Source organism: Grimontia sp. NTOU-MAR1, from assembly GCF_035758505.1.
In the GTDB taxonomy this organism is placed as follows: domain Bacteria; phylum Pseudomonadota; class Gammaproteobacteria; order Enterobacterales; family Vibrionaceae; genus Enterovibrio; species Enterovibrio marinus.
The window spans coordinates 638,674-664,053 of record NZ_CP142108.1 but is presented as its reverse complement, the minus strand read 5'-3'; the positions used below and the strand labels follow the sequence as shown (position 1 = coordinate 664,053).

General features: G+C 44.9%; 33 protein-coding genes and 1 pseudogene. 21 read left to right on the top strand and 13 right to left on the bottom strand.

Annotation, left to right across the window (positions count from 1 at the left end; genetic code table 11):
* Positions 1 to 4: 4 nt before the first annotated feature.
* The 5 genes from ligA to VP504_RS02995 all read left to right on the top strand — a co-directional run bounded on the left by ligA (position 5) and on the right by VP504_RS02995 (position 3,870).
* Positions 5 to 442: a protocatechuate 4,5-dioxygenase subunit alpha gene (gene ligA, locus VP504_RS03015; RefSeq protein WP_325892877.1), complete on the top strand. Its 438-nt coding sequence runs from the start codon at positions 5 to 7 to the stop codon at positions 440 to 442.
* On the top strand, positions 435 to 1,313 hold the full coding sequence (locus VP504_RS03010) for a class III extradiol dioxygenase subunit beta (RefSeq protein ID WP_046303290.1): 879 nt from the start codon (positions 435 to 437) through the stop codon (positions 1,311 to 1,313). The genes ligA and VP504_RS03010 overlap by 8 nt, the downstream gene beginning before the upstream one ends.
* A gap of 3 nt (positions 1,314 to 1,316) precedes the next feature.
* Positions 1,317 to 2,261 (top strand): Gfo/Idh/MocA family oxidoreductase, encoded by a 945-nt coding sequence (locus VP504_RS03005; protein ID WP_002542361.1) that lies wholly within the window; start codon positions 1,317 to 1,319, stop codon positions 2,259 to 2,261.
* A gap of 45 nt (positions 2,262 to 2,306) precedes the next feature.
* Entirely contained in the window at positions 2,307 to 3,317 is a 1,011-nt protein-coding gene (locus tag VP504_RS03000) for an aldo/keto reductase (protein WP_325892876.1), read from the top strand.
* A gap of 214 nt (positions 3,318 to 3,531) precedes the next feature.
* A complete protein-coding gene (locus tag VP504_RS02995; RefSeq protein WP_325892875.1) occupies positions 3,532 to 3,870 on the top strand; it encodes a hypothetical protein in 339 nt (112 codons plus the stop codon).
* Positions 3,871 to 3,894: 24 nt separating this feature from the next.
* Here VP504_RS02995 and modF read toward each other — a convergent pair whose 3' ends face one another.
* From modF to VP504_RS02970, 6 genes are all read right to left on the bottom strand, one after another.
* Complete coding sequence (gene modF, locus VP504_RS02990) at positions 3,895 to 5,346, bottom strand: molybdate ABC transporter ATP-binding protein ModF (RefSeq protein ID WP_325892874.1); 1,452 nt, start codon at positions 5,344 to 5,346, stop codon at positions 3,895 to 3,897.
* A gap of 93 nt (positions 5,347 to 5,439) precedes the next feature.
* The gene (locus tag VP504_RS25575; RefSeq protein ID WP_442788889.1) at positions 5,440 to 5,724 is read right to left on the bottom strand and encodes a tyrosine-type recombinase/integrase; all 285 of its coding nucleotides are present in this window, start codon (positions 5,722 to 5,724) and stop codon (positions 5,440 to 5,442) included.
* Between the two features lie 32 nt (positions 5,725 to 5,756).
* Positions 5,757 to 6,071, bottom strand: a complete 315-nt coding sequence (locus VP504_RS02980) for a tyrosine-type recombinase/integrase (protein WP_325892872.1) — start codon at positions 6,069 to 6,071, stop codon at positions 5,757 to 5,759.
* A complete protein-coding gene (locus VP504_RS02975) occupies positions 6,064 to 6,192 on the bottom strand; it encodes an Arm DNA-binding domain-containing protein (protein WP_325892871.1) in 129 nt (42 codons plus the stop codon). Before VP504_RS02975 ends, VP504_RS02980 begins: the two co-directional genes overlap by 8 nt.
* 1 nt (position 6,193) lies before the next feature.
* On the bottom strand, positions 6,194 to 6,349 hold the full coding sequence (gene xisR, locus VP504_RS25570) for an excisionase family protein (protein WP_442788906.1): 156 nt from the start codon (positions 6,347 to 6,349) through the stop codon (positions 6,194 to 6,196).
* A 172-nt stretch (positions 6,350 to 6,521) separates the two neighbouring features.
* Positions 6,522 to 6,809: a hypothetical protein gene (locus VP504_RS02970; protein WP_325892870.1), complete on the bottom strand. Its 288-nt coding sequence runs from the start codon at positions 6,807 to 6,809 to the stop codon at positions 6,522 to 6,524.
* A 317-nt stretch (positions 6,810 to 7,126) separates the two neighbouring features.
* Between VP504_RS02970 and VP504_RS25565 the strand changes: the two genes are divergently transcribed.
* From VP504_RS25565 to VP504_RS02920, 11 genes are all read left to right on the top strand, one after another.
* Positions 7,127 to 7,495 (top strand): GFA family protein, encoded by a 369-nt coding sequence (locus tag VP504_RS25565; protein ID WP_157515495.1) that lies wholly within the window; start codon positions 7,127 to 7,129, stop codon positions 7,493 to 7,495.
* 489 nt (positions 7,496 to 7,984) lie between these two features.
* On the top strand, positions 7,985 to 8,482 hold the full coding sequence (locus tag VP504_RS02965; protein ID WP_213885676.1) for a DinB family protein: 498 nt from the start codon (positions 7,985 to 7,987) through the stop codon (positions 8,480 to 8,482).
* 146 nt (positions 8,483 to 8,628) lie between these two features.
* On the top strand, positions 8,629 to 9,234 hold the full coding sequence (locus VP504_RS02960) for a glutathione S-transferase family protein (RefSeq protein WP_325892869.1): 606 nt from the start codon (positions 8,629 to 8,631) through the stop codon (positions 9,232 to 9,234).
* Between the two features lie 118 nt (positions 9,235 to 9,352).
* On the top strand, positions 9,353 to 9,937 hold the full coding sequence (locus VP504_RS02955; protein WP_325892868.1) for a DMP19 family protein: 585 nt from the start codon (positions 9,353 to 9,355) through the stop codon (positions 9,935 to 9,937).
* 112 nt (positions 9,938 to 10,049) lie between these two features.
* Positions 10,050 to 10,445, top strand: coding sequence for a hypothetical protein (locus tag VP504_RS02950; protein WP_325892867.1), 396 nt, complete (start codon positions 10,050 to 10,052; stop codon positions 10,443 to 10,445).
* A 195-nt stretch (positions 10,446 to 10,640) separates the two neighbouring features.
* Positions 10,641 to 11,057: a GNAT family N-acetyltransferase gene (locus tag VP504_RS02945; RefSeq protein WP_325892866.1), complete on the top strand. Its 417-nt coding sequence runs from the start codon at positions 10,641 to 10,643 to the stop codon at positions 11,055 to 11,057.
* Positions 11,058 to 11,176: 119 nt separating this feature from the next.
* On the top strand, positions 11,177 to 11,608 hold the full coding sequence (locus VP504_RS02940) for a hypothetical protein (RefSeq protein ID WP_325892865.1): 432 nt from the start codon (positions 11,177 to 11,179) through the stop codon (positions 11,606 to 11,608).
* Positions 11,609 to 11,707: 99 nt separating this feature from the next.
* Complete coding sequence (locus tag VP504_RS02935; protein WP_325892864.1) at positions 11,708 to 12,076, top strand: SMI1/KNR4 family protein; 369 nt, start codon at positions 11,708 to 11,710, stop codon at positions 12,074 to 12,076.
* A 151-nt stretch (positions 12,077 to 12,227) separates the two neighbouring features.
* A complete protein-coding gene (locus tag VP504_RS02930; protein WP_325892863.1) occupies positions 12,228 to 12,881 on the top strand; it encodes a hypothetical protein in 654 nt (217 codons plus the stop codon).
* 192 nt (positions 12,882 to 13,073) lie between these two features.
* Positions 13,074 to 13,559, top strand: a complete 486-nt coding sequence (locus VP504_RS02925) for a hypothetical protein (RefSeq protein ID WP_325892862.1) — start codon at positions 13,074 to 13,076, stop codon at positions 13,557 to 13,559.
* Positions 13,560 to 14,188: 629 nt separating this feature from the next.
* Positions 14,189 to 14,437, top strand: coding sequence for a GIY-YIG nuclease family protein (locus VP504_RS02920; protein ID WP_325892861.1), 249 nt, complete (start codon positions 14,189 to 14,191; stop codon positions 14,435 to 14,437).
* 703 nt (positions 14,438 to 15,140) lie between these two features.
* On the opposite strand, the pseudogene VP504_RS02915 reads toward VP504_RS02920, so the two are convergent.
* The 3 genes and pseudogenes from VP504_RS02915 to VP504_RS02905 all read right to left on the bottom strand — a co-directional run.
* Positions 15,141 to 15,314 (bottom strand): annotated as a pseudogene (locus VP504_RS02915) (IS4 family transposase); the annotation flags it as partial.
* Positions 15,315 to 15,498: 184 nt separating this feature from the next.
* Positions 15,499 to 15,777 carry a type II toxin-antitoxin system RelE/ParE family toxin gene (locus VP504_RS02910; protein WP_039984407.1) on the bottom strand — a complete coding sequence of 93 codons (279 nt, stop codon included), beginning with the start codon at positions 15,775 to 15,777 and terminating at the stop codon, positions 15,499 to 15,501.
* On the bottom strand, positions 15,774 to 16,058 hold the full coding sequence (locus VP504_RS02905) for a type II toxin-antitoxin system RelB/DinJ family antitoxin (RefSeq protein ID WP_005398409.1): 285 nt from the start codon (positions 16,056 to 16,058) through the stop codon (positions 15,774 to 15,776). Before VP504_RS02905 ends, VP504_RS02910 begins: the two co-directional genes overlap by 4 nt.
* Before the next feature lie 466 nt (positions 16,059 to 16,524).
* Between VP504_RS02905 and VP504_RS02900 the strand changes: the two genes are divergently transcribed.
* From VP504_RS02900 to VP504_RS02880, 5 genes are all read left to right on the top strand, one after another.
* Positions 16,525 to 16,902, top strand: a complete 378-nt coding sequence (locus VP504_RS02900; RefSeq protein ID WP_325892860.1) for a VOC family protein — start codon at positions 16,525 to 16,527, stop codon at positions 16,900 to 16,902.
* Between the two features lie 196 nt (positions 16,903 to 17,098).
* Positions 17,099 to 17,551 carry a Fur family transcriptional regulator gene (locus VP504_RS02895; protein WP_325892859.1) on the top strand — a complete coding sequence of 151 codons (453 nt, stop codon included), beginning with the start codon at positions 17,099 to 17,101 and terminating at the stop codon, positions 17,549 to 17,551.
* Positions 17,552 to 17,656: 105 nt separating this feature from the next.
* Positions 17,657 to 18,991 (top strand): dihydroorotase, encoded by a 1,335-nt coding sequence (locus tag VP504_RS02890; RefSeq protein ID WP_325892858.1) that lies wholly within the window; start codon positions 17,657 to 17,659, stop codon positions 18,989 to 18,991.
* Between the two features lie 44 nt (positions 18,992 to 19,035).
* Positions 19,036 to 19,596, top strand: a complete 561-nt coding sequence (locus VP504_RS02885) for a carbonate dehydratase (RefSeq protein WP_046303277.1) — start codon at positions 19,036 to 19,038, stop codon at positions 19,594 to 19,596.
* Positions 19,586 to 20,617: a CobW family GTP-binding protein gene (locus tag VP504_RS02880; protein ID WP_325892857.1), complete on the top strand. Its 1,032-nt coding sequence runs from the start codon at positions 19,586 to 19,588 to the stop codon at positions 20,615 to 20,617. Before VP504_RS02885 ends, VP504_RS02880 begins: the two co-directional genes overlap by 11 nt.
* Positions 20,618 to 20,656: 39 nt before the next feature.
* On the opposite strand, the gene VP504_RS02875 is transcribed toward VP504_RS02880, so the two are convergent.
* From VP504_RS02875 to VP504_RS02860, 4 genes are read right to left on the bottom strand one after another with little or no spacing between them, the layout of a single operon-like run.
* On the bottom strand, positions 20,657 to 22,510 hold the full coding sequence (locus tag VP504_RS02875) for a bifunctional sugar phosphate isomerase/epimerase/4-hydroxyphenylpyruvate dioxygenase family protein (protein WP_325892856.1): 1,854 nt from the start codon (positions 22,508 to 22,510) through the stop codon (positions 20,657 to 20,659).
* Positions 22,511 to 22,513: 3 nt separating this feature from the next.
* Positions 22,514 to 22,969: a type II 3-dehydroquinate dehydratase gene (aroQ, locus tag VP504_RS02870; RefSeq protein WP_062713641.1), complete on the bottom strand. Its 456-nt coding sequence runs from the start codon at positions 22,967 to 22,969 to the stop codon at positions 22,514 to 22,516.
* Positions 22,970 to 22,980: 11 nt separating this feature from the next.
* Positions 22,981 to 24,045 (bottom strand): Gfo/Idh/MocA family protein, encoded by a 1,065-nt coding sequence (locus VP504_RS02865; RefSeq protein ID WP_325892855.1) that lies wholly within the window; start codon positions 24,043 to 24,045, stop codon positions 22,981 to 22,983.
* A gap of 41 nt (positions 24,046 to 24,086) precedes the next feature.
* Complete coding sequence (locus tag VP504_RS02860) at positions 24,087 to 24,737, bottom strand: GntR family transcriptional regulator (RefSeq protein ID WP_084387793.1); 651 nt, start codon at positions 24,735 to 24,737, stop codon at positions 24,087 to 24,089.
* Between the last annotated feature and the right edge of the window lie 643 nt (positions 24,738 to 25,380).

Genomic DNA, 25,380 nt, shown 5'->3' with positions numbered 1-25,380 from the left:
AGTAATGCGTGAACACAGAGACTACGACGACATTCCAGGCACCTACGTTTTCGATGGCGAGAAGTCGAGAGCTGGGTATCACCTCAACATGTTTTGCATGTCGCTGAACAAAGGTGAAAACCGCGACCAGTTCCGAGAGAGCGAAGAAGCATATATTGATAAGTTTCCGATGACTGCTGAGCAGCGTGAGGCTGTATTAAAGCGTGATTGGCTGGGTATGTTGCGTTTGGGTGGAAACATTTACTACACCTTTAAAATCGCGATCTTTGATGGCATGACCATGCAACATGCCGGCGCGGCGATGTCTGGCAATGGCATGACCTTCGAAGACTTCAAGCAGATGATGCTGAATGGCGGTCGTCCGATTGAAGGCAACCGCAGCAAAGCGGAGTGGGCGGAGTACTACGCCAAGCCTGAGAACAAGGAGCAGTACGATGGGTAAGATTGTTGGCGGCATAGGGACTTCGCATATCCCATCGATAGGCGCAGCCATGGATAACGGCACCATGGTAGGCGAATACTGGCAACGTTTTGTGAACGGGATTCAGCCAGTGCGTGATTGGATGGAAGAGGTGAAGCCAGACGTTTGCCTGATTGTTTACAACGATCATGCGTCGGCATTTTCGCTGGAATCTATTGCGACCTTCTCCATCGGCGTTGCACCACAGTTTAACCCTGCGGATGAAGGCTACGGTCCACGTCAGGTGCCAGTTTGTGAAGGTAACAGCGAGTTGGCTTGGCACATTGCTGAATCACTGATTTTGGATGAGTTCGACATGACCATTGTGAATGAAATGGATGTCGATCACGGCCTCACTGTTCCACTTTCTGTGGTTTACGGACGTCCAAAAGCCTGGCCTTGTCAGGTGATTCCGCTAGCAGTCAACGTGGTTCAGTATCCCCAGCCAACCGGAAATCGTTGTTACAACCTCGGTAAAGCTATCCGAAAAGCGGTAGAAAGTTTTCCGGCAGAGACCAAAGTCGCCATCTTTGGCACAGGTGGTTTATCTCACCAATTGCAGGGCGAGCGAGCAGGTTTGATCAACGTCGAGTATGACTGTAACTGGCTTGATCTGATGGTGAATGAACCGGAAGCGGCTAAGAAAGTCTCTCATACCGAATACCTGCGCGAAACAGGCTCAGAAGGCATTGAGGCGATTATGTGGCTGGTGATGCGCGGCGCGCTCGATGACAAGGTAGATGAAGTTTACCGATTCACCCATGCCCCGGTCTCAAACTCGCATTATGGTTTGACGATTTTAGAGAATGCGAGTGACAGGGTCACGGAAGGTAAAAGAACTTTTAAGGAATAAACAATGAAAATCATTATGGTGGGTGAAGGTGCTTTCGGTCATAAGCATCTGGATGCGCTAAAGAATATTGACGATGTGGAGGTTGTGTCGATTGCCGGTGGTGTAGAGGAAAGCACCAAGGCAACGGCCGAAAAGTATGGGATCGCACACTGGACACTCGACTTACAGGAAGCGCTGGCTCAACCGGGCGTTGAAGCGGCAATTATTACGTCGCCGACACCTATTCACGCCAGACAAGCCATCGAAGTGATGAAAGCGGGCAAGCACGTCATGGTAGAAATCCCAATGGCGGATTCTCTGGCTGATGCTCAAGCCGTGTGTGATGTTCAGAAAGAAACCGGATTGGTTGCTATGGCAGGTCATACGCGCCGTTTCAACCCAAGCCACCAATATCTGAACAAGAAGTTCCGAGCAGGTGAACTGAACATTCAACAAATGGATGTGCAGACGTACTTCTTCCGCCGTAAAAACCTGAATGCTTTAGGTCAGCCGCGTAGCTGGACGGATCATCTGCTCTGGCACCACGCTTGCCACACAGTTGACTTGTTCGCTTATCAAACGGGCGAAGAGATTGTGGATGTGATGGCCATGCAAGGACCAAAACACCCAGAGCTCGGTATCGCCATGGACATGAGCATCGGAATGAAAACCACCTCTGGCGCGCTTTGTACTCTGTCGCTGTCGTTTAATAACGATGGCCCATTGGGTACTTTCTTCCGCTATATCTGTGACAATGGCACTTACATCGCGCGTTATGACGATTTAGTCGACGGAAAAGAAAACCCGATCGATGTCAGCAAAGTGGATGTTTCTATGAATGGCATCGAATTACAGGATCGTGAGTTTATTGCCGCTATCCGCGAAGGCCGCGAGCCTAATGCCAGTGTGAATCAGGCATTGATTGCCATGAAGGTGCTGGATCGCATCGAAAAAGCATTGGGTGAGTAACTCAAGCGATTACATAAAGAATAAGAAGTAGAAGGAATGACACCTATGGAAAAGCGCAACATTGGCTCACTGGCGGTATCGCCGATTGGACTTGGTTGTATGAGCATGTCTCATGGCTATGGCCCAAGCGACGAACCGACCTCCACCCAGTTACTCAATGAAGCGCTCGACGCAGGTTATGATTTCCTCGATACCGCCACCATGTATGGCGGCGGTAAAAACGAAGAACTGATCGCCAAGGCAGTGAAACATCGTCGTAGCGAATATGTTCTTGCCAGCAAATGCGCGCTTTTTAAGAAAGACGGAAAACCCACCATTGATGGCAGACCGGAAACCATTCGTTCTCAGTGTGAGTCCAGCCTAAAGCGATTGGAAACCGATGTTATCGACCTGTACTACCTACACCGACTCGATCCGAAAGTGCCCATAGAAGAGAGTGTTGGCGCATTGGCAGAACTGGTCAAAGAGGGGAAAATCCGAGAAATCGGGCTATCTGAAGTTTCAAGTGATACATTGCGACGCGCACATTCGATCCATCCTATTGCGGCCGTGCAGTCGGAATATTCGCTTTGGACAAGATTGCCTGAACTTAAAATGCTCGATGTTTGTGAAAAGCTTGGCACCACTTTTGTGCCATTCTCGCCGCTCGGTCGTCAATTCCTGACGGGGAGAGCCCAAGAAGCCTCGTTACTGACCGAGGGCGATATTCGTACCAACAATGCAAGGCCGAGGTTTGATGCTGACGCCTTTGCTAAAAACAGCGAACTGCTTAAGCCAATGGCAGAGATAGCGAAAGAGCTGAACTGTTCCTTGGCCCAGCTTGCGCTGGCATGGGTGATTCATCAATCCAATCGTCAGGGCAAAAAAACGCTAGTTCCAATCCCAGGTACCAAACACATCGAATATATGCAGGAAAACATTGGTGCACTTAAAGTCGTCATTTCGCCTGATGTTGTTTCGTACCTTTCTAAGCTGATTCACGAAGACCTTGTCATTGGCGAGCGTTATAGCGAAGGGCAGTTGAAAGTGATGGATTCGGAACGGGATCGGGACTAACACTCCAAACCTATCCCTTTACCTAGTTCTTGAGGTGTTTTTGTTCAGAATCACTAGGCTTCACGCCCCTGGCCGTACCCAAAACGTTTTTTGCTAGAACAAAATTCAACCAACAAGGGTCAACAGCCCCTAGGGACAATCGCTATGATTCTCTAGGCTTTTTTTCCATTGCTGGGCTACTCTAATTGTTAAACATGACAATAAGGAAAGCTTTATGGGGAGCGCAGCCACTGTACCAGAAGATATGAAGTTAAATATTATTTGCCGTTTGGAACCAGGCTGTTTAGGGCCAGAAGGTGCCAGTAAGATAGATGACTTCTGCGAATACATCCTAGAGGAGATGAATGCCCTCAACAATGACTTTATCTCACTCGCCGTGATTCCTCGAAATGACAAATCCCTACCGGAAATGCAGTTCAATATGCTTGGCAAGAAATTAAGCCGTGATCAGGCAGGGAAGTATCTACAGAAATTCGACAAGAGTCTTGACGACTTTGAAGGTGAACTGGAAGGTAAATTGGAAGTCCTGATTGACAAGTTTATGGGCTATTAGCTTGCCCCCATCGCACGCGGCCCTCTATCTCCGATCCATCTCAGCTTTATAGCAGTGCCTGTTTTCATCATAGGCAAACGTCAGAGTGTTCTTGATGCTTTCCAGCTCATCATCCTGATAGTGCGAAACATAGAGGAGCTGACTCAGGTTTTCCCACGCTATCAACTCCAAAGTATTCTTCATCAAGCGTCGTCCCAGATAGTCCAAGCCTTGATAGGGTTCATCCAGAATCAACAAAGTGGGTTGCTTTACAATTGCGCGAGCAATCAAAAGCAAACGCTGCTGACCGTATTCAAGCTTACGAAAAGGCGTTTTGGCATATTGGCTCATGTGAAGAATATCGAGCCATTCACGGGCGATAGTACGCTCTTGAATGCTAGGTTGGGAATACAAGCCAATGGAATCATAGAAGCCGGAAAGAATGACATCCAATGCCGAGCAGCTAACGCGATATTGTAGGTGAAGAGCAGAAGAAACCATGCCGATATGCTTTTTAATTTCCCACACCGTTTCGCCTGAGCCGCGCTTTTTGCCGAAGATGTGGATATCGTTGCTGTAGCATTGCGGGTGATCGCCAAAGATCATACCCAGAATGGTGCTTTTTCCGCAGCCATTTGGGCCTTTAACTTGCCAATGCTCGCCTTTATCAATTCGCCAGTTCACGTCGGTGAAAATGGTTTTCTCTGTGTATTCAACTTTGCCATCTCTCAATTCGAAAATCGGATTTTCAAATTGTGTGGCGTGCTGATAACGACGGATAAGCGTCATCATCTCTTCACTTTGTTGTTCAGACTGCGCGGCGATTTGCTGGATAATGGGGTGGTTGTCCCATCCTACTTTGTCTATCAGTTCTACCAACTTTCCACGCTCAAACATGGCGACATGGTCAACCCAATCAGGAAGGTCTTCTTCCCTCGCAAATACCACCATCATCTGAACAGAGTCAGAGAGCTTTTCTAAATAGTCAGCAAGTGATTGACGGTGGGCAACATCCAGGCCGGTAAAAGGGTTGTCCAGCACCACACAGTCAGGCTTTTCTGCCAATGCGCGCGCCAACATCACCCGACGGGTTTCGCCGGTGGAAAGCACGCGAAAGCCACTCTCTTTGAGATGAACGAGATCGAGATCTTCAATCAATTGATGGGTCAGTGCCGCGTCATCACATTGTTCGAAAATCAGGTCATAGACGCTGGTGCCGGTATCTATCCGGTCAAGAAAGTCAGTGTCATCTTTGGCGCGCTCTTCCTCTAAGAGTTTTTGCTGTTCGACTAGCGAAACCTGCACAACCTTTCCATCGCCGATTTCCAGATCGCCAACGAACTCGATGGTTCCGCACAACAGGCCACCTAGGAGAGAGCCAATGTCACCTTCCGTACTGAATACTGCCCAGGACTCGTTATTGGTGATCATCCAGCTTTCAACGTCCAGTTTTGAAGTTGCACCCTCGGCTGTGAGGTACTTGAAGTTGATATCCATATCGTTTTGTTTTTGGTCGTTTTGTCAGCAACTAGGGAAGTTATATCAATTTTAGAAATTACTGTAAGTATTTAATGTATTGAATTTAAAAAATTAGTTCTTCGTAGTTCCTATAAATGGGGCACTGGTGGGACACGAGCTGAATTTCTTGTTCAACTTTTCAACCTGATTTTGGGAAGCGGAGGGCATGAACTTGCCGTAGACTTCCAGTACCATCTTTGCGTTCTTATGACCCATTTGAGTGGCAATCCAACTCGGGTTGGCATCCTCGGTCAGCATCCAACAGGCAAACGTATGACGGGTTTGATTGAGTATACGGCGCCGGATACCTGCGCGCTTGATGCAACTATCCCAAAGCTGGGAGATCCTACCGGGCATGTAGTGATTTATTGAGTCGCCAGATTTTCTTTTCAGGCCAGACAAGAACACCCAGCGACACGGGTTTTATTCTTTTCTCGGGTTTGAACTGTTACGTTGTCCGGCATTCTGAGATAAGACACTTCGCGCTGTCTTTTCAATGCATCGATTGCAGGTTGTAGAAGCGTAATAACACGCTCGCCTGATTTGGTTTTCGGTACTCTGAAGCCTTCTTTTGCCAAGTTACGTGCAACACGCAACTCATCTCGCACTAGGTCTACGTCTTCCCACGCCAACGCACAGAGTTCTCCATGTCGTGGTCCGGTATAACAAGCGATGGTCCATATATTGCGCTCCTGTTCACTCATTGATGTTGCTCGGCGTTACCGCCCAGCCTTTGAGAGTCTCTTTGCAGCGGTTGCCGCGATACATAAACCAAATTCGGGTCGACTTGCCGCGAACTTCTACGCCCTCAGGTATCACTGCCATCTTATGCCGCCTTCGTGTTGTCAAAGAATCGATCGATTTCTTCAGTGTTGTAGAAATAACCCCTGGCGTTTGGATTACCTTGGGAAGAAACACGCTTATAGTGAATTCCTTCACGCCAAACATGGTTCCGGTAGTTCTCGATCTCTCCCGTTAACATGCCTGTCTTTGCTATCAAGAGGGGTTCTTTAACCCACTTATTCGTTGTTACCTGAAAATGGTTTTCTCTTTCATCAGTCGTTACCTCGTATGATTTTGGCAATGGTTCTTTTGCCCTGGTCGTTGTAGTGAAAGGTTTCTATTTGCTTACGAGAATTGGCAGCCTGGTCTAATCACCATTCCCCGTATTTTTCGCACTTGATGCCATGCGCGTTGGCCGTTTTACCCACCTTTTGCGCTGACACTCCGAGCTCAAGGGCGATGTCTGTAGCGGTGTAGTGTTGGACTGTTGTGATAGGGATATCCCAACCAGCGGTGACAAGCGCGGCGATGGCCTTATCAGATAGCCGGCAGGCAGAAAGTAGCGCCAGTGCAACGTCCATGCTGCATGCCTCGCAGTAGGCTTCAAAGGTTGTGTAAGAAACCGCGCGCGCTTTTTGGCAGCGGGAACAAGTCGTCATGGAAAGCTACCTCCATGGTGGAAAGTAGCTTTGATAGGTGAGGGTAGGAAGGGTCTGAGGTTTTCTTAGATACACTTTTGTCATCTGAGCAGAATTTTCACTGTTAATACAAACAGTTTAATCAAAGGTGTCGCATAATACCGAAGCACGCCGTTTTGGGGTGTTTCTCCAAATGCCGATGTTAAAAGTCTGATAAAGTGGTTTTAAATTAGTGCGTTACAAAAATTCATATTTAGGCGTACTGTTGTTATTGGACAAAATGGGGTGTTTAATCGCCCCATTTTGGGGTTGAATACACTGTTAGCTGTAAGGTCATTATGTATTTAGGTAGTTGTCTCTGCGGAGAAGTTAAATATAAGTTGCTAAGTGAGCCTAAAAAGGCCTCAAATTGTCACTGTACGATGTGTCAAAAACAGCATGGAGCTGCATTTGCAACGTATGCTAGTTTGCCTAAGAACGATCTTGTTTACATATCAGGATTGTCTGCACTAGCTGAATACAATTCATCTGGCAGTATTGTGCGTAAATTCTGCAAGGTTTGTGGTTCAAGTATGGAGTGGGGGGGTAGTTCTCAGTATCCTGATTGGGTTTCAGTTGCTATTGCCACTTTAGACTCACCTTACAAACCCAATAAAATTATTGATATACAAACTGACACAAAGGTTTGTTGGTTAAATTACAGCTAACAAGTTGCTTAAACGGAATAAAAACAGTTAGTTATCGCTGCGCGATTTTAACCAACCATTTTTATCCGCTTAGCAAGGCGTTAGCAAATATGTGTGAAATTAAAGCAAATTTGTCCAAACCCGTGTTAGGCCGATCGGTTCTGGGACGTTTTTGTCCCAAAGTGAGTTAGCATTTCGAACAATCCAGCACTTGAATCGACGTACAATGGCCAAATTTTTCTAATGCACTCCCTATGTATAAAAATACAGGGATATGTATATAGTAAAAATGTGAACGCTTTAAATTCGGGACGCCCGATTTCTCATTTTTGGACCACAAGCCAATAAGTTAATCCACTGATTATACTAAGCTATATGGTAAACTGACTTAAGTGTACGCGGACTAATCGGGCATCTCGGTTTTGGACTAAACGGGCTTTATGCCTGCTAATAAGTTGTTAGGTGCAGATTGAGTTTCGCATTTTGCAAATAAGTAACAATGGATAAAACATGGTCTTTTCTAAAGCGTTTCAATATAAAAAGTGGGCAAATAATAATTTACTTGATATGGGAGAACAGCAGTTCTCAATCCTTCCAGAAAGTGATGCTACCTTTTTCGTTAGGATCTTAAACCACACAACAGTTGTTGATAGCCTCTTCATCAGTCGAATATTAGGTGAGCCTGAGAAATATGATGGTGACAACACCGTTAAAACTCCAACACTATCTGAGCTACGAGAGACAATGAATCAAAATGACTCGTGGTTAGTTCAGTATGCTGAAACTGCATCAAAGGAAGATCTTAAAAGAGTTGTTTCCTTTAAGTTTGTTGATGGTGATACAGGGCAGATGTCGGTCGAAGAGATTCTGCTCCATTTGTTAACTCATGGCAGTAATCATCGTGGTATGGCGGCTAGAGTACTGGCCGAAAACAATCTAGAGCGTCCCAAAGACACATTCACACGCTATCTTCACCAACTAGAGCCGACAAGAAGGGGCGGAGTCTAGCACCTAACAAAGCATTTAAGAGTGATTCGCAACGCTCGTCATTTTCAGTTTAAACTGGGGCTTTAGTGGTTAAGGTTCAATGCGTTAGGTTGTGCGCATGCGCCGCTCACACCTTAATGCGGCGTTAGGCATATAAAGGATTATAAATGCTCAAATTATACGAATTCGCCTTATCAGGTAACTGTTATAAAGTCAGATTAATTTTATCCTTTTTGGAAATGGAATATCAAAGAATTGCTATTGAAATCACAAAAGGTGAATCTAGGACAGCCGAATTTTTATCAATTAACTCAAATGGTAAAGTTCCCGTTTTAGAAATTCAAGATGATAATTTCCTTACTGAATCTAATGCTATTCTTTGGTATCTGGCAACAGACACATTTTTATTGCCATCCTCAAGGTTAAAACAGGCGGAAATACTAAAGTGGTTATCTTTCGAACAAAGTGGCCATCAGCCATTTCTTGCGGGTCCGCGTTATTGGATTTCAATTTTAAATGCAAAGGAAGAATATGAAACCCAACTTAATGAAAAGCGACCAAAAGGCTATGCTGCCTTAGATGTTATGGAAAAGCACCTTCAAAATAATGACTTTTTTGTAGGTGATAATTTATCTATAGCTGACATTTCTCTTTACGCATACACTCATGTAGCTCATGAGGGAGAATACAATCTTAGTAAGTACACTGCTATTAATCATTGGATTAAAAGAGTTGAAGGAACAAATAACTATATAACAATCACTCAAGTGTGAAAATGCCTAACAAGCGCTTCAAGGCGGACTCGCAAACGTGTGCCGATTTCGCTTCGCTCAAATTTTGGCACACGTTCACTCGCCGCTTAAGCGTGCGTTAGGCATACATGGAGGTTCCGTGCCCGATAAAATTCAGTGCAAAGAGTGTGAAGCTCTAGTCTTGCCATCCACTGCAGAAAGAACTGGCGGTTTATGCATGCCATGTAAAAACGGAACTAGAAAAAGCATGGAACAAGCGAAAGAAAAAGCTATGCAAGAGCGAGAATTAGATAAAACCTGCCCATTTCGAGCGTATTGGAGAAACCTAGTAGAGCGAGTTTATGATGAAGGTCAGGGGTTTAATACTTTAAGTGAAGAAGAAAAACTCTATTATTCAGTCTGTGTGTTAACTGGTGAAGTATATAACGGAGGTTTTATTCAATTTTTTGATAATACCTCTGGGGCTCAATATAGTTACGCAGAGTTAGGCCTAGTTAGAATAGAAGCTAAAGAAAGTTTAAAACTTTTAAGAGCAGCTAAGACTTCATTATTTGGTAAACAGGGTGTACCGAAAGACCAAGCTGAACGCTGGGCAATTATTCGTAAGCATACTGATGAGCCTGATTTAGATGAGCTAGATACCGAGTTTTATAAGGATGCTGATGAGCTTGATAAAAAGCTAGAAAACTTTGCAATCAAAAGTGGATTGGTAAAGTATGCCTAACAAACGCTTTAACCATAAAGGACGCAAAACAGCAGGCTTGCGCTCCTTCGTCGCTAATTTTAGCCTGCTATTTTGCGCCGGTTAAGCGAGGCGTTATAAGGTTAAGGTAGCTATGCGCAAACTTATGCTTTTACTGTGCCTCTTTTTGCTCGCATCATGTGAGAAACCATATTATGAGGCTATATCAATTACAGGCGCTGCTAGGGAAAGGCTGCTTGTTGAACTAGATTCTCATGGTATTGATTACAAAGTAGATGCTCAAAAAGTTTGGTACTCACCTAAAGATCGTGAATTGGTGACCAATATAGCCTTGGATGTTTTTGAGATCCCGAGTCAGCCAGATATAGGATTTACATTCAACAACCATAAGCACCTAAATGAATTTAGGGCATTCATCGAAGCCGAGAAACTTGATTCAATCTTTTTAATTGAGGGTTTATCGGTAACCTGGACCAACGGAAATGAAGAAGTAGGTCGCGGGGCATTAGACAAATTTTTGCTTGAGTAGCAGTAGTTTTTCAGGAGAAGTATGGAGTGCCGCTCAGGTCGGTACATCCTTCTTATAACAAAGCAATAAACGAGGACGCTTTGTCACTGCGCTAGCCTTTCAAAGTGTTGTGAATACAAAGGATTAAAGCAGTTTGGGCGGTTTAGTAAGCGCCCGTTATTGCGACGTTATAAGCAACGGGAGCTTTGAGTTTTGGTGAAAATTCGAAAAGCAGAACTTGCAGATTCAGAGCAAATTAACAAGTTGTCAGTGTATTTAGGCTACGAAATCGTTGCCGATGATATTGCCTTAAAGCGATTGTCGAGACTTTTAAGATCAGACAATGACAATGTTTACGTTGCTGAGATTGAGGGTGAAATAGTTGGTTGGCTACACTCTTTTAAAGCTTACCGCCTGGCTTCCGATGGTTTCAACGAAATTGGTGGTATGGTTGTGGAACCAACGAGAAGAAACTTAGGAATCGGTAAAAAAATGGTAGCTCATGCCTTGGAAGTTGATTCCGGAAAATGGCGTGTACGGTGCAACATCAATCGTGCACAAACACATGAGTTTTATAAAAAGTCTGGTTTTAAAAGCACGAAAAGCCAGCACATATTTGAAAATTGCTTATAACAAGCTGATTAATCGGACAAGTTTTACTGTGTCGCTTTTTGCATTTCCGCTCCGCGGGCAAAAACCAACCCAGCAAAATTTGCCAATTATCAGGGCGTTAAAATAGCAAGGATGTTCACATGGGAGCTATCTATTTTGTATTTCCAATTGAGGAAGAAATGGCAGCATGGTTAACCGAAGAAGCGATTGAATTTCCTAAAGGAATGGCAAGCCGAGATCCATTTCTATCCGAGATTAAAAGCGCACTATCGAGTCTAGATTCCTTTAGTGTAGAATTTTCAGATGAGACCCTAGGAGAGCCGTGGCAAGCCAATATTGAGCACGAGAAAGATCTGGAGAATAAGGGTTGGGCACTTATGAATATCGTAGCTCTTCATAAGAGTCAGAACGAAATTTATTTCTCTAGTAGTTGGCCTGAGGTAATACTGAAAATTCTGATAAAACTAACAGAAACTACTGGGCCATTGGTTGTCATTTGCGATTCTGATTGGGTGCCGCTGGTTGTCGAGCAAGCAGCAGATGCTAACAAGCTAATGGAAAAGTGGATATAAATTTTAACAAGCGCATGAATGAACGCTCCACTTCGTTGCGCTGGACCGCCGCTTCGCGTCGGCCCATTATGCGGGCGTTATGTTTTAGTGAGATCTCTCATGACACCGGATGATGTAAAGAGAATTGAGAAAGAAACTGGGTTGACGTTTCCAAAGTGTTATGTGGATATTGTCACTAATTACCCATCTGAACTATTAGATTCGGATGCTCCTGACTTTGGGCTGCTAGATGATCCAGAAGAGATTATTTCTGAAAATCTGGAAGTTAGAGAGCACGGCTACTTTGGCGAAAAGTGGCCTGAACGTTATCTAATTATTGGCAAAAATGGTTGTGGAGACTATTACGTGATAACCCCTGACGTAAGAGAGTTTTCGGTGGGTTTTTCTGATCATGAAGCAATGGCTTGTAACCTATATGCAAATAGTCTTAGAGAATTGATTCAAAAGTACCTCAGTGAACAAGAGTAAAAACATAACAAAAGCATTAACGTGACGTTTACTCGTGGCGCATTTTTTCATAGAAATGCAGTGATTCAGGTGTTTCAATCGATTTGGGCTAGTAAACGCCCGTTATACTGACGTTATGCGAGGTCAGGCATTGTGCTATTGAGAGGAAATCTTGAAGCTTAAAGAGTTTGTACTTTGGGGATATAAGCTAGAACTAGATGAATCAAGAGCATTCACTCTTGAAAATAGGTGTGTTTGCGCTCATTTCGAAAGACACTTTAAAGGGGTAGAAACGGAATGCGTCTACAGGGTAGTAGTTAAGCTAAGTGAAGGTGATTCTAGAGATGGTACTTCAGAAGTAAGTAACTCCGTCCTCAAATATTACGCACCATTTGATTTTAACTCATTCAGAAAACTCGAAATTCATGAGAGAAAAGAGTTACTACTATTCACGCTACATAGCTGCTTATTGCGTTTATGTGAGGCAAATGGCTGGGATAAAGAGCCATTCGAAGTCGCAAAATCTAACGTCATAGAAGAAAAGTTTCTTAATTCATATGAAGTCAGTAGGAAAAGCAACCCGGCTCGTAGCATGGTTGCAAGCTTAATTGCAGAGCATACTGCGGATAACTTCAAATTGGACATAGTCGTGACTAATAGTTCGGGCAAAAAACTATTGAAAAAGTCGGTTCTATCTGAAGAGCCAGATGAGTTCCTATTTAATGGTCAAATAGGTCGCATAAAGTGGGAATCTAATGATGTTTTAAATTACATCGCTAAAGATAATAGTGTGTTAGAAATCATAAATTTAAACCTGAATGATTAGCAATATAAATCGCATAACAAAAAGCTCAAGCGGACGCTTAAAACTCGCGCGATTTTTTCAAACAGGCTTTCGTGATTACGAAGGCCAATTTTAGTTGAGTTAAGCGCCGCTTAGCTTGGCGTTGGTATAAATCTTTAATTAAGAATAAGTCGTTTTGAAAAAATTGAGTAAATCTAGAGGAAATAATTTTAGATGCGTTTAATTACAATAATATTAATTACAATTGTACTATGTAGTTGTGAAGGGAATCATATTAAAGACTCCTTAAAGGGACAGGCCACTTTGCAAAACTCAAGCAAAGAGATAAAACATGGGCCTCGTTTAATCGAGTGGTATGGTTTATCTTTTGAAAGTATCGGTAACAAAAAACTCAGACATAGTTTTAATGAGAGAAAAGTTGATGCTGGCCATCAAGTTTTTTCAGGTAGAAAAGATGTTGTTGGAAAAGTTATTTATAGCTCAAATATTAGTTGGCTAGCCCCAATAGAACCTTCTTGGGAATCCTATTTTACCTTTTCCTTAAATATTCAACCTGGAGAAACATATACACTGCAAAGCGAAGTTAACAATGGCATTGCTATACTATGGGTTGTTAATTCTAAAGGTGATACGGTCATTGAACCTCTCAAAAAGACCATGAAATTAACACCTTGGAGCTCTCGTCAGAATAATAAATGAATAGTAATACCTAAATATACATAACAAGCCAATTAACTTTGCCCCTTCGGGGCCGGACGGCGCAAAGCGCCGCCGGTTATTGGGGCTACATTTAGAGGTATATGATGAAGTTATTAAAGTTTCTAGCGCTATCTAGCCTATTAATTCAATCTGCCGCCTATGCAGCCGTTGTTTGTGAGGGAAAGATCTCAGAGGTGCAGATACTTAGCACTGGTGTTGTTAGGCTGGTTTTGGACAATGCTATTCCTAGTAAATCTTATCTATGCAATGTTAATGGCAACTGGGGAAATATCTCTTCTGATACATGTAAATCATGGATCAGTTCCGCTCAAATTGCATTAACAACATCGAAGCCTTTGGCTATTACTTACAGTCAGACATCAAGTGCCTGTTCAACTTTACCAATCCACTCCGCTTCATTGCCTCCTAGTATGGTTGCAGTAAAGAACTAAAAAGCACCGGTTACTAATTCTCGACAATAGAGAAAATATGTATAACAAGCAAATTAACGAGGGACGTTTACTCGTGGCACATTTTTTCATAGAAACGCTTTGATTCAGGCGTTTCAATCACTTTGGGTTAGTAAATGCCCGTTATTCGAACGTTTTTAGAACTCATTGGTTAAAGTCATGAAAAAAACAAATTTGTACATCTTGATATTTGATGATTTTGATGCGATTAAAATTGGTAAAGCTGATGATATATCGAATAGAGTTAACACCCTTAAAAAATGGTGGGGTGAGCCTGACTATGCAGAGTCTTACGCATTAGAAATTGATATTGATAAAGTATTTTTGTTAGAAAAGGTTCTTCATTCGATCCTAAAGGAATTTTTCAAAAGATTTCGATTCAGGCGACGGGAAAACGGAGATATTTGATAAGAAAGCACTTGAGTATGCGTTGGCTCATCTACGTTTGTTTATTCAACATTCTGCTCCAAGTAGTTCTTTAGTTAAGGGCGTTGATCCAATCCAGTCCTCATGTATACAAAGCTCCTCCCGTGATCATAAATACATTCGCTTTAGAAATAAAGGGGTCAGGCTAAACCAAGGCACAGACCGCGTTATTAAGAATTTTAAGTTTATTACCAAGTTCATTGGCATTCTATACAAAAGAAGAAGTCAAATACCTTATAAGGTTGAAAAAAACGGAAACGATTGGAACTTGACGATAGAAAATACACATATTTATAAGTTGGTGAAAAGTGAGGGGTTCATGGCGAACTTCTCTGTGCATATAAATGACTTCACCTCTGGAAGTTTAAGCGCTAACTTTCTGCTAAGGTGTTCTGGGTGGGAAGGGCACGTGGCTCAAATGCACTTTAGCTTTGATAAAACTTCAGACAACTATTTACTCCGGTACTACTCGCAACAACTGCAGTTGATTTTAGATTGTTTACCAAGTAAGTCATCAGCAGCGATGGTGAAGCGGACAACCTTCGAGTAAAGTTCTAACAATCTGTTTAAGAGTGATTCGCAACGCTTGGCATTTTTTCTATGCGTTGCGTTTTGTGTCTAAGGTGGTATGCGGGAGCTTTGGTATTGCGTGCCTCACACCTTAACAAGGCGCTGAAGGATCCCCTCATAATTTTCCAAGCCCAGCGCTGTGTGCCAGCGTTTGATATTCGAGCATAGCCCAGTGATATTGCTGTTCGTTGATATCATAACGCCGATGATTTCTGACCTCCTTTCCCAACCTGGGAATGGATAGCACCCGTCGGTGCTTGATGGTGTTCACTTGAAAATGGAAGTGCCAGGACACTGATTAGTTAAAGTATCTAGAGTTTGAATATCGCGCATCGGTAATTCCTCTTGGTGGAATTTGGTTTTTGGCGAAATTCATTAGATCAAAGGGTACGGTGCGCTTCTTTCTCATTGTTTAGAAAAGGAATTTTGAGGGGATTCACTAGGAAGAGGCGTTAGTTCCCCGGAGGAAGCAATCAATCCGTAGGGAATTTTTGTTTCTGGTGGAGTACACGCATAACTCGGATGATATCGCCCTCGACCCAGTAAGAGGCAATCATCGAAATCTCAGGAATAATGAGCAATCGTCCGCGGATGCCATCTCGTTGCACACCCATTAAAGGTTGTTCAAGCAAGTTTTCTACTTTTGCTTCAATGAGGTTGTCAGTTTTTTCTGCCGCATCAGGGTTGAAGTCATAGAGAAACTCGAAGATCTTTTCACGATCATTAAGTGACTCCTCTTCCCATAAAATCACTGCTTACCTCGATTACGGATTCTGGCTTTGCGCTCTTCCATTCGAGACTTAGCAGTTTGGTGCTCAACGAAAACGGATTTTCCTGAGTCGAACTTCTCAAATGCTAGGTTTACTTGTTCCGTTAGCCATGCATCGTGAGATAATGTTTTTCTTTGTTGTTCAGCGAGTTGCTCAGTAAGTTCACGGCAAGCATCACTTAGAGTTCGACCTTGGCTTTCAGCCATTTGTTGAGCTAGGCGTTTTGTTTCTTCATCAACACGAAATTGAATTCTAGTGTCCATGATGTATTCCTTTGTTGGTGTGTGTACAAATGTTAGCATTAGGCCTTGAGATGGGCAACTAACAAACAATTTAAGAGTGATTCGGCACGCGTGGCATTTTGACTATGCGTGGCCTTTATCATGGACCAGGATACGCCAAGGGCGACTGATTACTGTGAGAAAGTCCACCTACTCATTCTGGACAAATTAACAGGTATGAGGCGACATGCACAGAGCAACATACCCATCACAAACTATTGAAATAATTGCAAAATATTTATGTGACTGGAGTTTTTGCAAAGAAGATTAATTCAAGTTTGTAAATAGGAGTCAGTACATGCTTTTTGTGGAACTTGTCGATATTGCATTAAACCTCAAGCTATCTCGTAGTTTAGGCTCTGAAAAAAGAGCAGTTTGCTCAACAACACCAAGAAAGGGTTTAATCTGAGATGTCTACTAACGAAAGTTTATTGAAAGCTGGGAAATCATGAAGTTAAATCAAGTGACATTAGCGGTACATGACATGGAATCATCGGTCGCATTCTATAAAAAGCTCGGGCTTATTCAGATTGTTAGTGATGAGCATTACGCGCGCTTTTCCTTTCCGGAAGGCGACGCAAGCTTCTCTATCTTCCTCGATCCTGTAAAGGAAGGGGTTATAAGTCGCGGCGTGATTTACTTTGAACATGAAGCGCTGGAGGAGCTTGTCGAGCGGTTAAAAAGTGAGGGCATTGAATTCGATCAAGAACCTGCGATGAAGCCATATCTTTGGAAAGAGGCAGCACTGCGAGACCCATCAGGCAACGAAATTAAGCTGTATTGGGCCGGAGAGAATAGACTCAATCCGCCTTGGAAAATTGAATAGAGAAATGTTCGCGCAGCACTTTTAGAGACTTTCAAATCTCTTAGGTTTAAACGTTAATTCAATGGTGTAGGTTGCTTGGGTATATCAATATTGTAAATCACGAGTTTGTAGATAAATTGGTCGCTTGGTGTTTGATATGTTATAACATAACAATCATATTTATATTCCAGCGGAGCGCGCGCGGAAGGTTCACACTATGACTGACCTAGATGCACTGATAGAGAAGGTTACGCAGAAATGTAAAGCGAAGGGAAAGCAGCTCACAGCGAAGCGTAGATTGGTTTTGCAAGCGCTTGTCCATTCTGAAAAAGCGCTCTCCGCTTATGAGCTGGTTGACTATTGCAAAGAAAACTTTGACCAGAGTGTTCAGCCAATGTCGGTCTATCGCAGCCTAGACTTTCTGGAAGGCGAACATCTCGCCCACAAATTAAAAGTATCGAACAAGTTCATTGCCTGCTCTCATATCTCCTGCGATCACGAGCATGGCGTCCCTCAGTTCCTCATCTGCGCGAAGTGCGACAAGATCATAGAACAGGCCATCGATCCCAAACTCGCTTCCAGCCTGCAATCAGGTGCTCGAAAAGAAGGGTTCACAGTCGTTAGCCCCCAGCTTGAAATTACCTGTGTATGTGATGACTGCGCTAAGTGAATCTGAACCACTGAACCTTTATTGACGAGAAATCGTGTCTTCCACCCGTTCCCAACGTAGCACCATCTTTTCCATGCGTTAGTTTTAAGGAGAAATCTAAACGCCATGTCTGCAACACTGATTAAAAACGCCCGTATCGTTAACGAAGGGCGGGTTCAACAGAGAGATTTGAGAATTGTCGGCCAGCGGATTGAGAAGATCGAATCCCATATTATCGCCGCTCCGACTGACCAGATTGTCGAGGCCAATGGCCGCTTCATTTTGCCCGGAATGATTGATGATCAGGTGCACTTCAGGGAGCCGGGTTTAACGCACAAAGGTTCTATTGCCTCTGAATCCCGTGCAGCAGTGGCTGGTGGCATCACCAGCTATATGGAAATGCCCAATGTCAGCCCGGCCACGACCACGATTGAAGCGTTAGAACGCAAGTTTGATATTGCGGCCAACAATTCCTTGGCGAATTATTCGTTTTACCTTGGTGCAACGGAAGACAACCTGGAGCAAATTAAGCGACTGAATCCAGAAACACACTGTGGTGTTAAGGTGTTTATGGGCGCGTCCACTGGCGATTTGTTGGTGGAAAACCCGACGGCGTTGGAAGGCATCTTCCGTGAGTCGCCCGTGCTCATTGTCACGCATTGTGAAAGCGGGCCGGTTATCGCAAAAAACCGAGAAGCGCTTCTTCGTAAAAAGTCCGCGTTCACGATCCATGACCATCCTGTGCTGAGGGATGATGAAGCCTGCTATGCCTCTTCTTCTTATGCCGTGGACTTAGCAAAACGTCATGGTAGCCATCTTCATGTTCTGCACATCACAACCGAAAAAGAACTTTCTCTTTTCCAAACAGGGCCCATTGAGCTGAAACGCATTACCGCTGAGGCCTGTGTGCATCATCTTTGGTTCAGCGAAGAAGACTATGCGGTGTTGGGAAACCTGATTAAGTGTAACCCTGCTATCAAGAAAGCCAGCGATCGTGAATCGCTGATTCGGGCACTTCACACCAACCAAATTGACATCATCGCGACTGACCATGCACCTCATACTTTTGAAGAAAAGCAAGTGGACTTTGAGCAGGCTCCGGCAGGTCTACCTTTGGTGCAACATGCGCTGCTAACGCTACTTGACCACGTCAGTCACGGTCGCCTCGATATTACTCAAGTGGTTGAGAAAACTGCACACAATCCCGCTATTCGTTACGGAATTAAAGAGCGTGGTTTTGTTCGTGAAGGTTACTTTGCTGATTTGGTGCTGGTGGATGATAAACAAACCACTGAGGTTAGTCATGATAATGCGTTGTATCACTGTGGGTGGACGCCTTTTTCAGGTCATCGCTTTTCGTCGCAGATAGTCTGTACTTGGGTGAATGGCGGATTGGTTTATCACAATAACAAGGTACTGGAAGACGAGTCACCCGCGATGAGACTGGTGTTCGCTCGTTAATGCTCTTCGGATTCAAACAAATACTGAAGCAAGTGAGACCCCCTATGTTAAGAAAAAATCCAAATGGCGACATGCCAATCGTATCGGAAAATGCTTTTGTTGATCCGACCGCGATCATCTGCGGCAAAGTCATCATCGAAGACAACGTGTTTATTGGCCCGTATGCTGTGATTCGTGCGGATGAGGTGAACGATGCGGGTGAAATGGAACCCATCCTCATCAAATGTGACACCAACATTCAGGATGGTGTGGTAATTCACTCTAAAGCAGGCGCTGCAGTAACCATTGGTGAACGCACATCGATAGCGCATCGCTCAATCATTCACGGTCCATGTGAAGTGTGTGACGATGTTTTCATTGGTTTTAATTCTGTGGTGTTTAATGCTGTTGTCGGTAAGCACTGTGTGATCCGTCATAACTGTGTTGTGGATGGTATGGATCTCCCTGAGAGTTTCCATGTACCGCCAATGACCAATATCGGTGTGGGCTTCGATCTAAACAGTATTTCTAAAGTGCCACCGGAGTATTCAGCGTTTTCTGAGTCTGTGGTTTCCGCCAATCATACCTTGGTACAGGGTTATAGGAGAATCGCCAATGAGCTTTGATAATTCGGTAATTCTGAGCGTGCCAACCAATATTATTACCGGCTTCCTTGGCGTCGGTAAAACCTCCGCCATCTTACACCTGATGAAGAACAAACCGGAGAACGAGCGTTGGGCCGTATTGGTTAATGAGTTCGGAGAGATAGGTGTTGATGGTAGCCTTTTTCAAGGGCGACACAGCGAAGGAGAAAAAGTATTTATTCAGGAAGTGCCTGGTGGCTGCATGTGCTGCGCTGCTGGTCTTCCTATGCAAATCGCGCTAAATCAATTACTGATCGAGGCCAAACCTGATCGACTGCTGATTGAGCCGACCGGCCTTGGGCATCCTAAAGAAGTCTTGGAAGTCTTATCCTCTGAGCACTATCGCGATGTTCTATCACTTCAAAAAACACTGACTTTGGTTGATGCGAGAAAACTGTCAGAGACGCGGTACACCCATCACGATACTTTTAATCAGCAGATTGCGATTGCCGACACTGTGGTGGGTAACAAGCTTGATCTCTATGCGGAAGGGGACAAGGCCTTACTGGAAGCGTATGTGAAAAAGCATGCTCATCCAGATGTGAAAGTGCTGTTTACACGTCACGGACAAATCGACTTCAAGGAATTTGAAGGAGAGACCTACATGACGCAGCCACATGCACATGATCACCACCATCATCATCACCACGGCAGTAAACCTCTTGCCTCAGAAGCGCCTATGCCAGAAAGCGGGGTGTTGATGGCAAAGAACGAGGGTGAAGGTTTTGAAAGCGTTGGATGGAGATTTTCACCAGACAAGGTCTTTGATAGAAAGAAACTTTCTTTGCTTCTGCATGACCTTGATGTCGAGCGAATGAAAGCCGTTTTCATCACTGATGATGGAGTGTTTGGTTACAACCTTTCCGAATCGAACATGTTGGAAATGGAGTTGGATGATTGTTTGGAAAGCCGGATTGAACTGATAGCGGAAGCGGTTGACATCAATTTCGAAGACAAGCTAATGGCTTGTTTGGATTGGCCATCAGAAAACAAGCCGTCATAGACGGCTTGATTAAAATCATATTTGATGGACTGTCGGTGATTAGCTCATTAACTCTCTAGCCTGCATCGTTAACCTCATCTGACTGTTTGCAGCACCAAATCCCTGATACCCGTTTCTTTGAACGATTTCGAAACAGAATCTACCGGCAAACATGGAAGTGTAAAGCTGGTAGAAGCTGCCATTCTCGTCTTCATCGTAAAGAATGTTATAGCGCTTGAGTTTTTCAATCACTTCATCAGAAAGGGTAAACCGGGCGGCCAAGTCATCATAATAATTGGCGGTGACGGGCATCGTCTCAGTCTGCTGTTTAGACATGAATTCGGCGGTGGCAAAAATATCCTTGGTTGAAAGAGCGATATGATTGACGCCAGTACCCGCGTATTGATCGAGAATTCGGCTGGATACGGTTCGCGAAGCTTGGGTACTGTTAAGCGTGAAACTTACCCCTTTATCAGGCGTTTGCAGGGCCTGACTTTTCACAAGCCCACCAGGGTCTGAAACGCTGACAGTTGGCATGGTTTTCATGCTAAACATTGCACGATAGAGCAGCACTGAGTGAAGCATTTCTTCGTAACTCATCGTGGTTGCCACATGGTCAACTTTGTTGAGGAAAGCGTGCTGAGTGGCGTCTTCATGCCATTTGAATTCGCGCTCCCAGTGAGGAGGCTGGTCGGCGTCATCCACCATATAAAGGAGGCTTTGACCTGGGCCATAGATGGCAGGAATGCCATGCGTGTCATTTTCAGGGTTGCCGTAAACTGGCGAGAACTCGAGCTTCTTGGCTCTCTCCACCATATCGTTGACATGGGTACAGGTTAAACCGACAGCACATACGGAGACGCCATGCTGCTGGTGGAAGTTTTGGGCGAAGCTATCTGGTTCCATATTCATCACCAGATGGATGTCCCCCTGTTTCCACAACTCCACATCTTTACGTTTGTGAGTGGCGGCATGACAAAAGCCAAGCTGAGACAGCAACTTGGTCAATGCGAGCTTTTCATTGTCGCTGACGGCGAATTCAATAAACTGTACTTCGCTGGGCGGGTTGACACTCGGAATTTCAAGCGCTTCTGTATCAGCAGATTTTTCTGCCGCACGGTTGGCATAAACCAGTGAACGGTAGCCGTCTCGGGCGGTTTTTTCCGTCGAACCTGCACGGAATTGATCGTTGAAAATCTCGAGAGAGAAAGGCCCGTCGTAACCCGTCGCGTGAAGGTTAGACACAAACTGTCCAATGGGAAGATCGCCCTGTCCAGGGAAGCAGCGGTAGTGTCTACTCCAACTGAGATGATCCATCGAAAGGCTGGGGGCATCCGCCACTTGCACGAGGAAAATTCTGTCGCCGGGAATGTTGAGCATGGTATCCAGCTCGGTCTGGCGAGAAAAGATGTGGAAAGTGTCGAGACATAGCCCGACATTTTTGTGGTTGGCGCGACGCACAATTTCCCATGAGTCGCGGTAGTCATAAACGTATTTACCCCATCCCAAGGCTTCGTAGGCAACCCGCATATTGCGTTTGGCTGCGCGCTCGCCAAGCTCATGGAAATCATCTGCTGCGCGTTGAATGCCGCCCAAAGCTTGGGGCGATACACTGCTGCAGACCATCAACAAATCGGTGCCCAGTTCTTCCATCAGGTCAAACTTTCTTTCCGCGCGGTCAAACGCTTTTTCCCGGTAAGGGGAGGGGAGGCCTTCGAAATCGCGGAAGGGTTGATAGGTAACAACCTCAAGACCATGATCATCCAGCATACTTCGGATTTCATGAACTGAACCGTTATGGGTGATAAGATCATTTTCGAAGATTTCGATGCCCCGAAAGCCTGCTTTTGAGATGGCTTCGATTTTTTGTCTTAGCGTGCCGGAAAGGCAGACCGTTGCGATGGAGTAAATCATACGTTATTTGCTCCCCATTTTGGTGACCAGTCCATTGATAGCCAGGGCGTAGCCTTCAATCCCAAAGCCAACGATCACGCCTTCTGCAACGGGTGAAAGATAGGAATGGTGACGGAAGGATTCCCGCGCGTGCACATTGGAAATGTGCAACTCTATCACGGGGACTTCAGCAGCCTTGATAGCATCGTAGAGAGCAATTGATGTGTGCGTGTAAGCGCCTGCGTTGAAGACGACACCAATCATTTTGCCTTCTTTAACAGCGCGTCCGGCTTTATGAAGTGCTTCAATCAGCTCGCCTTCATGATTGCTTTGGAAGCACTCAACCACAACACCGAGTAGTTCTCCTGTATCACGACAAAGCTGTTCAACATCTGCCAGGGTGCTATGGCCATATAGCCCCGGTTCACGTTGACCAAGCATGTTCAGGTTTGGACCGTTCATGACCAAAATGGATTTCATTTCGTGCCCTCCTAAGCGATATCGTCGATATAAATGGTGCGGCCCGTTTTCACCGCTTCTACTACCGCTTCGGTTACACGCAGGTTTTGAAGGCCATCACGTACCGTCACCAACGGTTTTTCTTCTTTGCGGATCACGCGACAGAAGTGATTGAGCTGCTCAACCAAGGGGTCTTTGCGGTGAAGAGATACGTCTTCACATTCGAACGGTTTCCACCACGAGCGGTCTTCTTCACTCTTGTAGTATTTGAGGCGCATGGTAGGTACTGAAATCGAGCCATTTGTCCCTGCGATGTGGTAGCAATCTTCATCGGGGTAGCTTGCGTAGGCTTTGTTTTCCTGAGACGTTTGCTCCCAACTGCAACCTGAGCCAGCAGTGTCAGAAAGTAGGAAAGTGCCTAACGCGCCATTGGCAAAACTCAGGCTGATGGCAACGGTATCTTCTACCTCAAATTTACGTCGACGGTTAGAAGCCATGGATTGTATGGCAACGATTTCACCGCACAGATAACGCAAGTTACCGATGTCATGAATGAGGTTAATCAGAATTGGCCCACCACCTTCTTTGGTTCGCCATGGTGCAGCAACAAAGTAATCGTCAGGTTTGTAGAACATAGCGCTACCATGGGCGGCAACGACTTGGCCAATAGCCCCCGTTTCAATGATTTCACGGGTGCGTTTGATGATTGGGCTGTGCATGCGGTGGTGACCAACCAGCAAGGTATCCCAGATCCCGGGCTCTTTGGTGGCAATTTCCAGTAATGAGTTGCCTTCTGCGACGGTGTGGGAAACGGGTTTCTCAATCAGTGCCGGCATACGATATTCGATACAGAGCTTGGCTTGCTGAACGTGCAGATTATTTGGGGTGGCGAGAATGACACCATCTGCTAGCCCTGAATCCAGTAATTCAACCAGTGTTTCGAAATATGGGACGCCATATTCTCTTGCAAGAGTGATGCTTGCTTCAAAAGGATCAACAATAGCGGCCAGCGCGCACGCTTTGCTCTCCGAGACGAGTCGAATATGGTTTTTGCCGATCAGTCCTGCGCCGACCACGGCAATTCTAGGCTTCTCCATCTAATCCTTACTTCCTTGTCATGGTTATAGTTTGCAGATTTTCACTGCCGTTTTTGGGTACTATTTTCACTCATCCGCATTAGGAAGCCGCCAAGGTGGGCTTCAAGCGCGTTTACACATGCTGGAAGATCACGGTTTAGTGCCGCTTCCAGCACACTTTGGTGCTCATCGACCACGTACTTTCCACGAAAGCCTTCTGTCCGTAGCTCCATCACGACAAATTGACGGAATTGGTCGTAGACCTGACGGTGGTAATGCATATGCAGATCTGACCGACACGCCCCAATCAACGCTGCGTGAAACTCGTAGTCACAGCGATGCCACATCATGAAATATTGATCGATGTTCTCACGCATTTTGCTTTCGACGTGTTCGAGTTTGTGGTGCGCAGCGACTAGGTTGCTTTCCCATTCCATATCGCCGTTTGCAAAAGAAGCACGGGCACCGTCAGTTTCTAAGAGAATACGAAGTCGGGTGAGCTCTTCCATCTTCTGGATCGAAAAACTCGCGACATGAAAGCCTTTTTGGCCCTCTGCAATCACTAATCCTTCTGATGAGAGTCTTGTTAGGCTCTCGCGCAAAAGATTCACACCACTGCCATAGCGTTCTTTCAGCGATTCCATTCTGAGCCGGCTGCCCGGTTCAAACTCACCTTTCAACAAATCCGTGCGAAGTGTTTCGTAAAGCGTCATTTATCCGTGCCTCAAAGAAACTGAGCTTAAAGATAGAAAACCACGTCGTGGCCATCACGATACCTTTTCAGTTTCACCCCTAAATTTCTCTGTATCTGTCTCTTTTGTGTGAATCGGCTATAAATATAAAAACATCCCCTAATTTAAAAAATAGGTGATGTTTTAACAAATGAGACATAATTGGGTAACAAATCCACGATCACTTCGTCTAGGCTAGTTACAGGTCAATAAGGACGATTGCTCTCGGGCTTCGTCTTATACCCAAACAACCTGAAGATGCTCGCATTCAGAGGTCATCAATGCGTTCAATTCGAGGCAAATTTCGCGAGGAATAGTCGTTCTATTTCTGTGAAATTTAACGAAGAAGTGGGCGCATTGAGGGCCTCCCTTCGGGCGAGTTGACTGTCGTCGTGCTCTTTGTTGCCCCTTTTTGATGGAGGTGACTACACCTACAAAAGAACGCCGCGATCACAACACCAGTCAAGCTCGCTGAATCCTCCATCCTCAGGTCGTTTGGGTATACAACAAAGGGGCAGTAAGTCTCTGACAATAAGGAGTGAAGTATGGAAGGACTCTGGGACAGGGAATGCTGTCGCCATGGATTAGGAAGAGGACTCACCCGGAATAAAAGGGTGATTTCTGA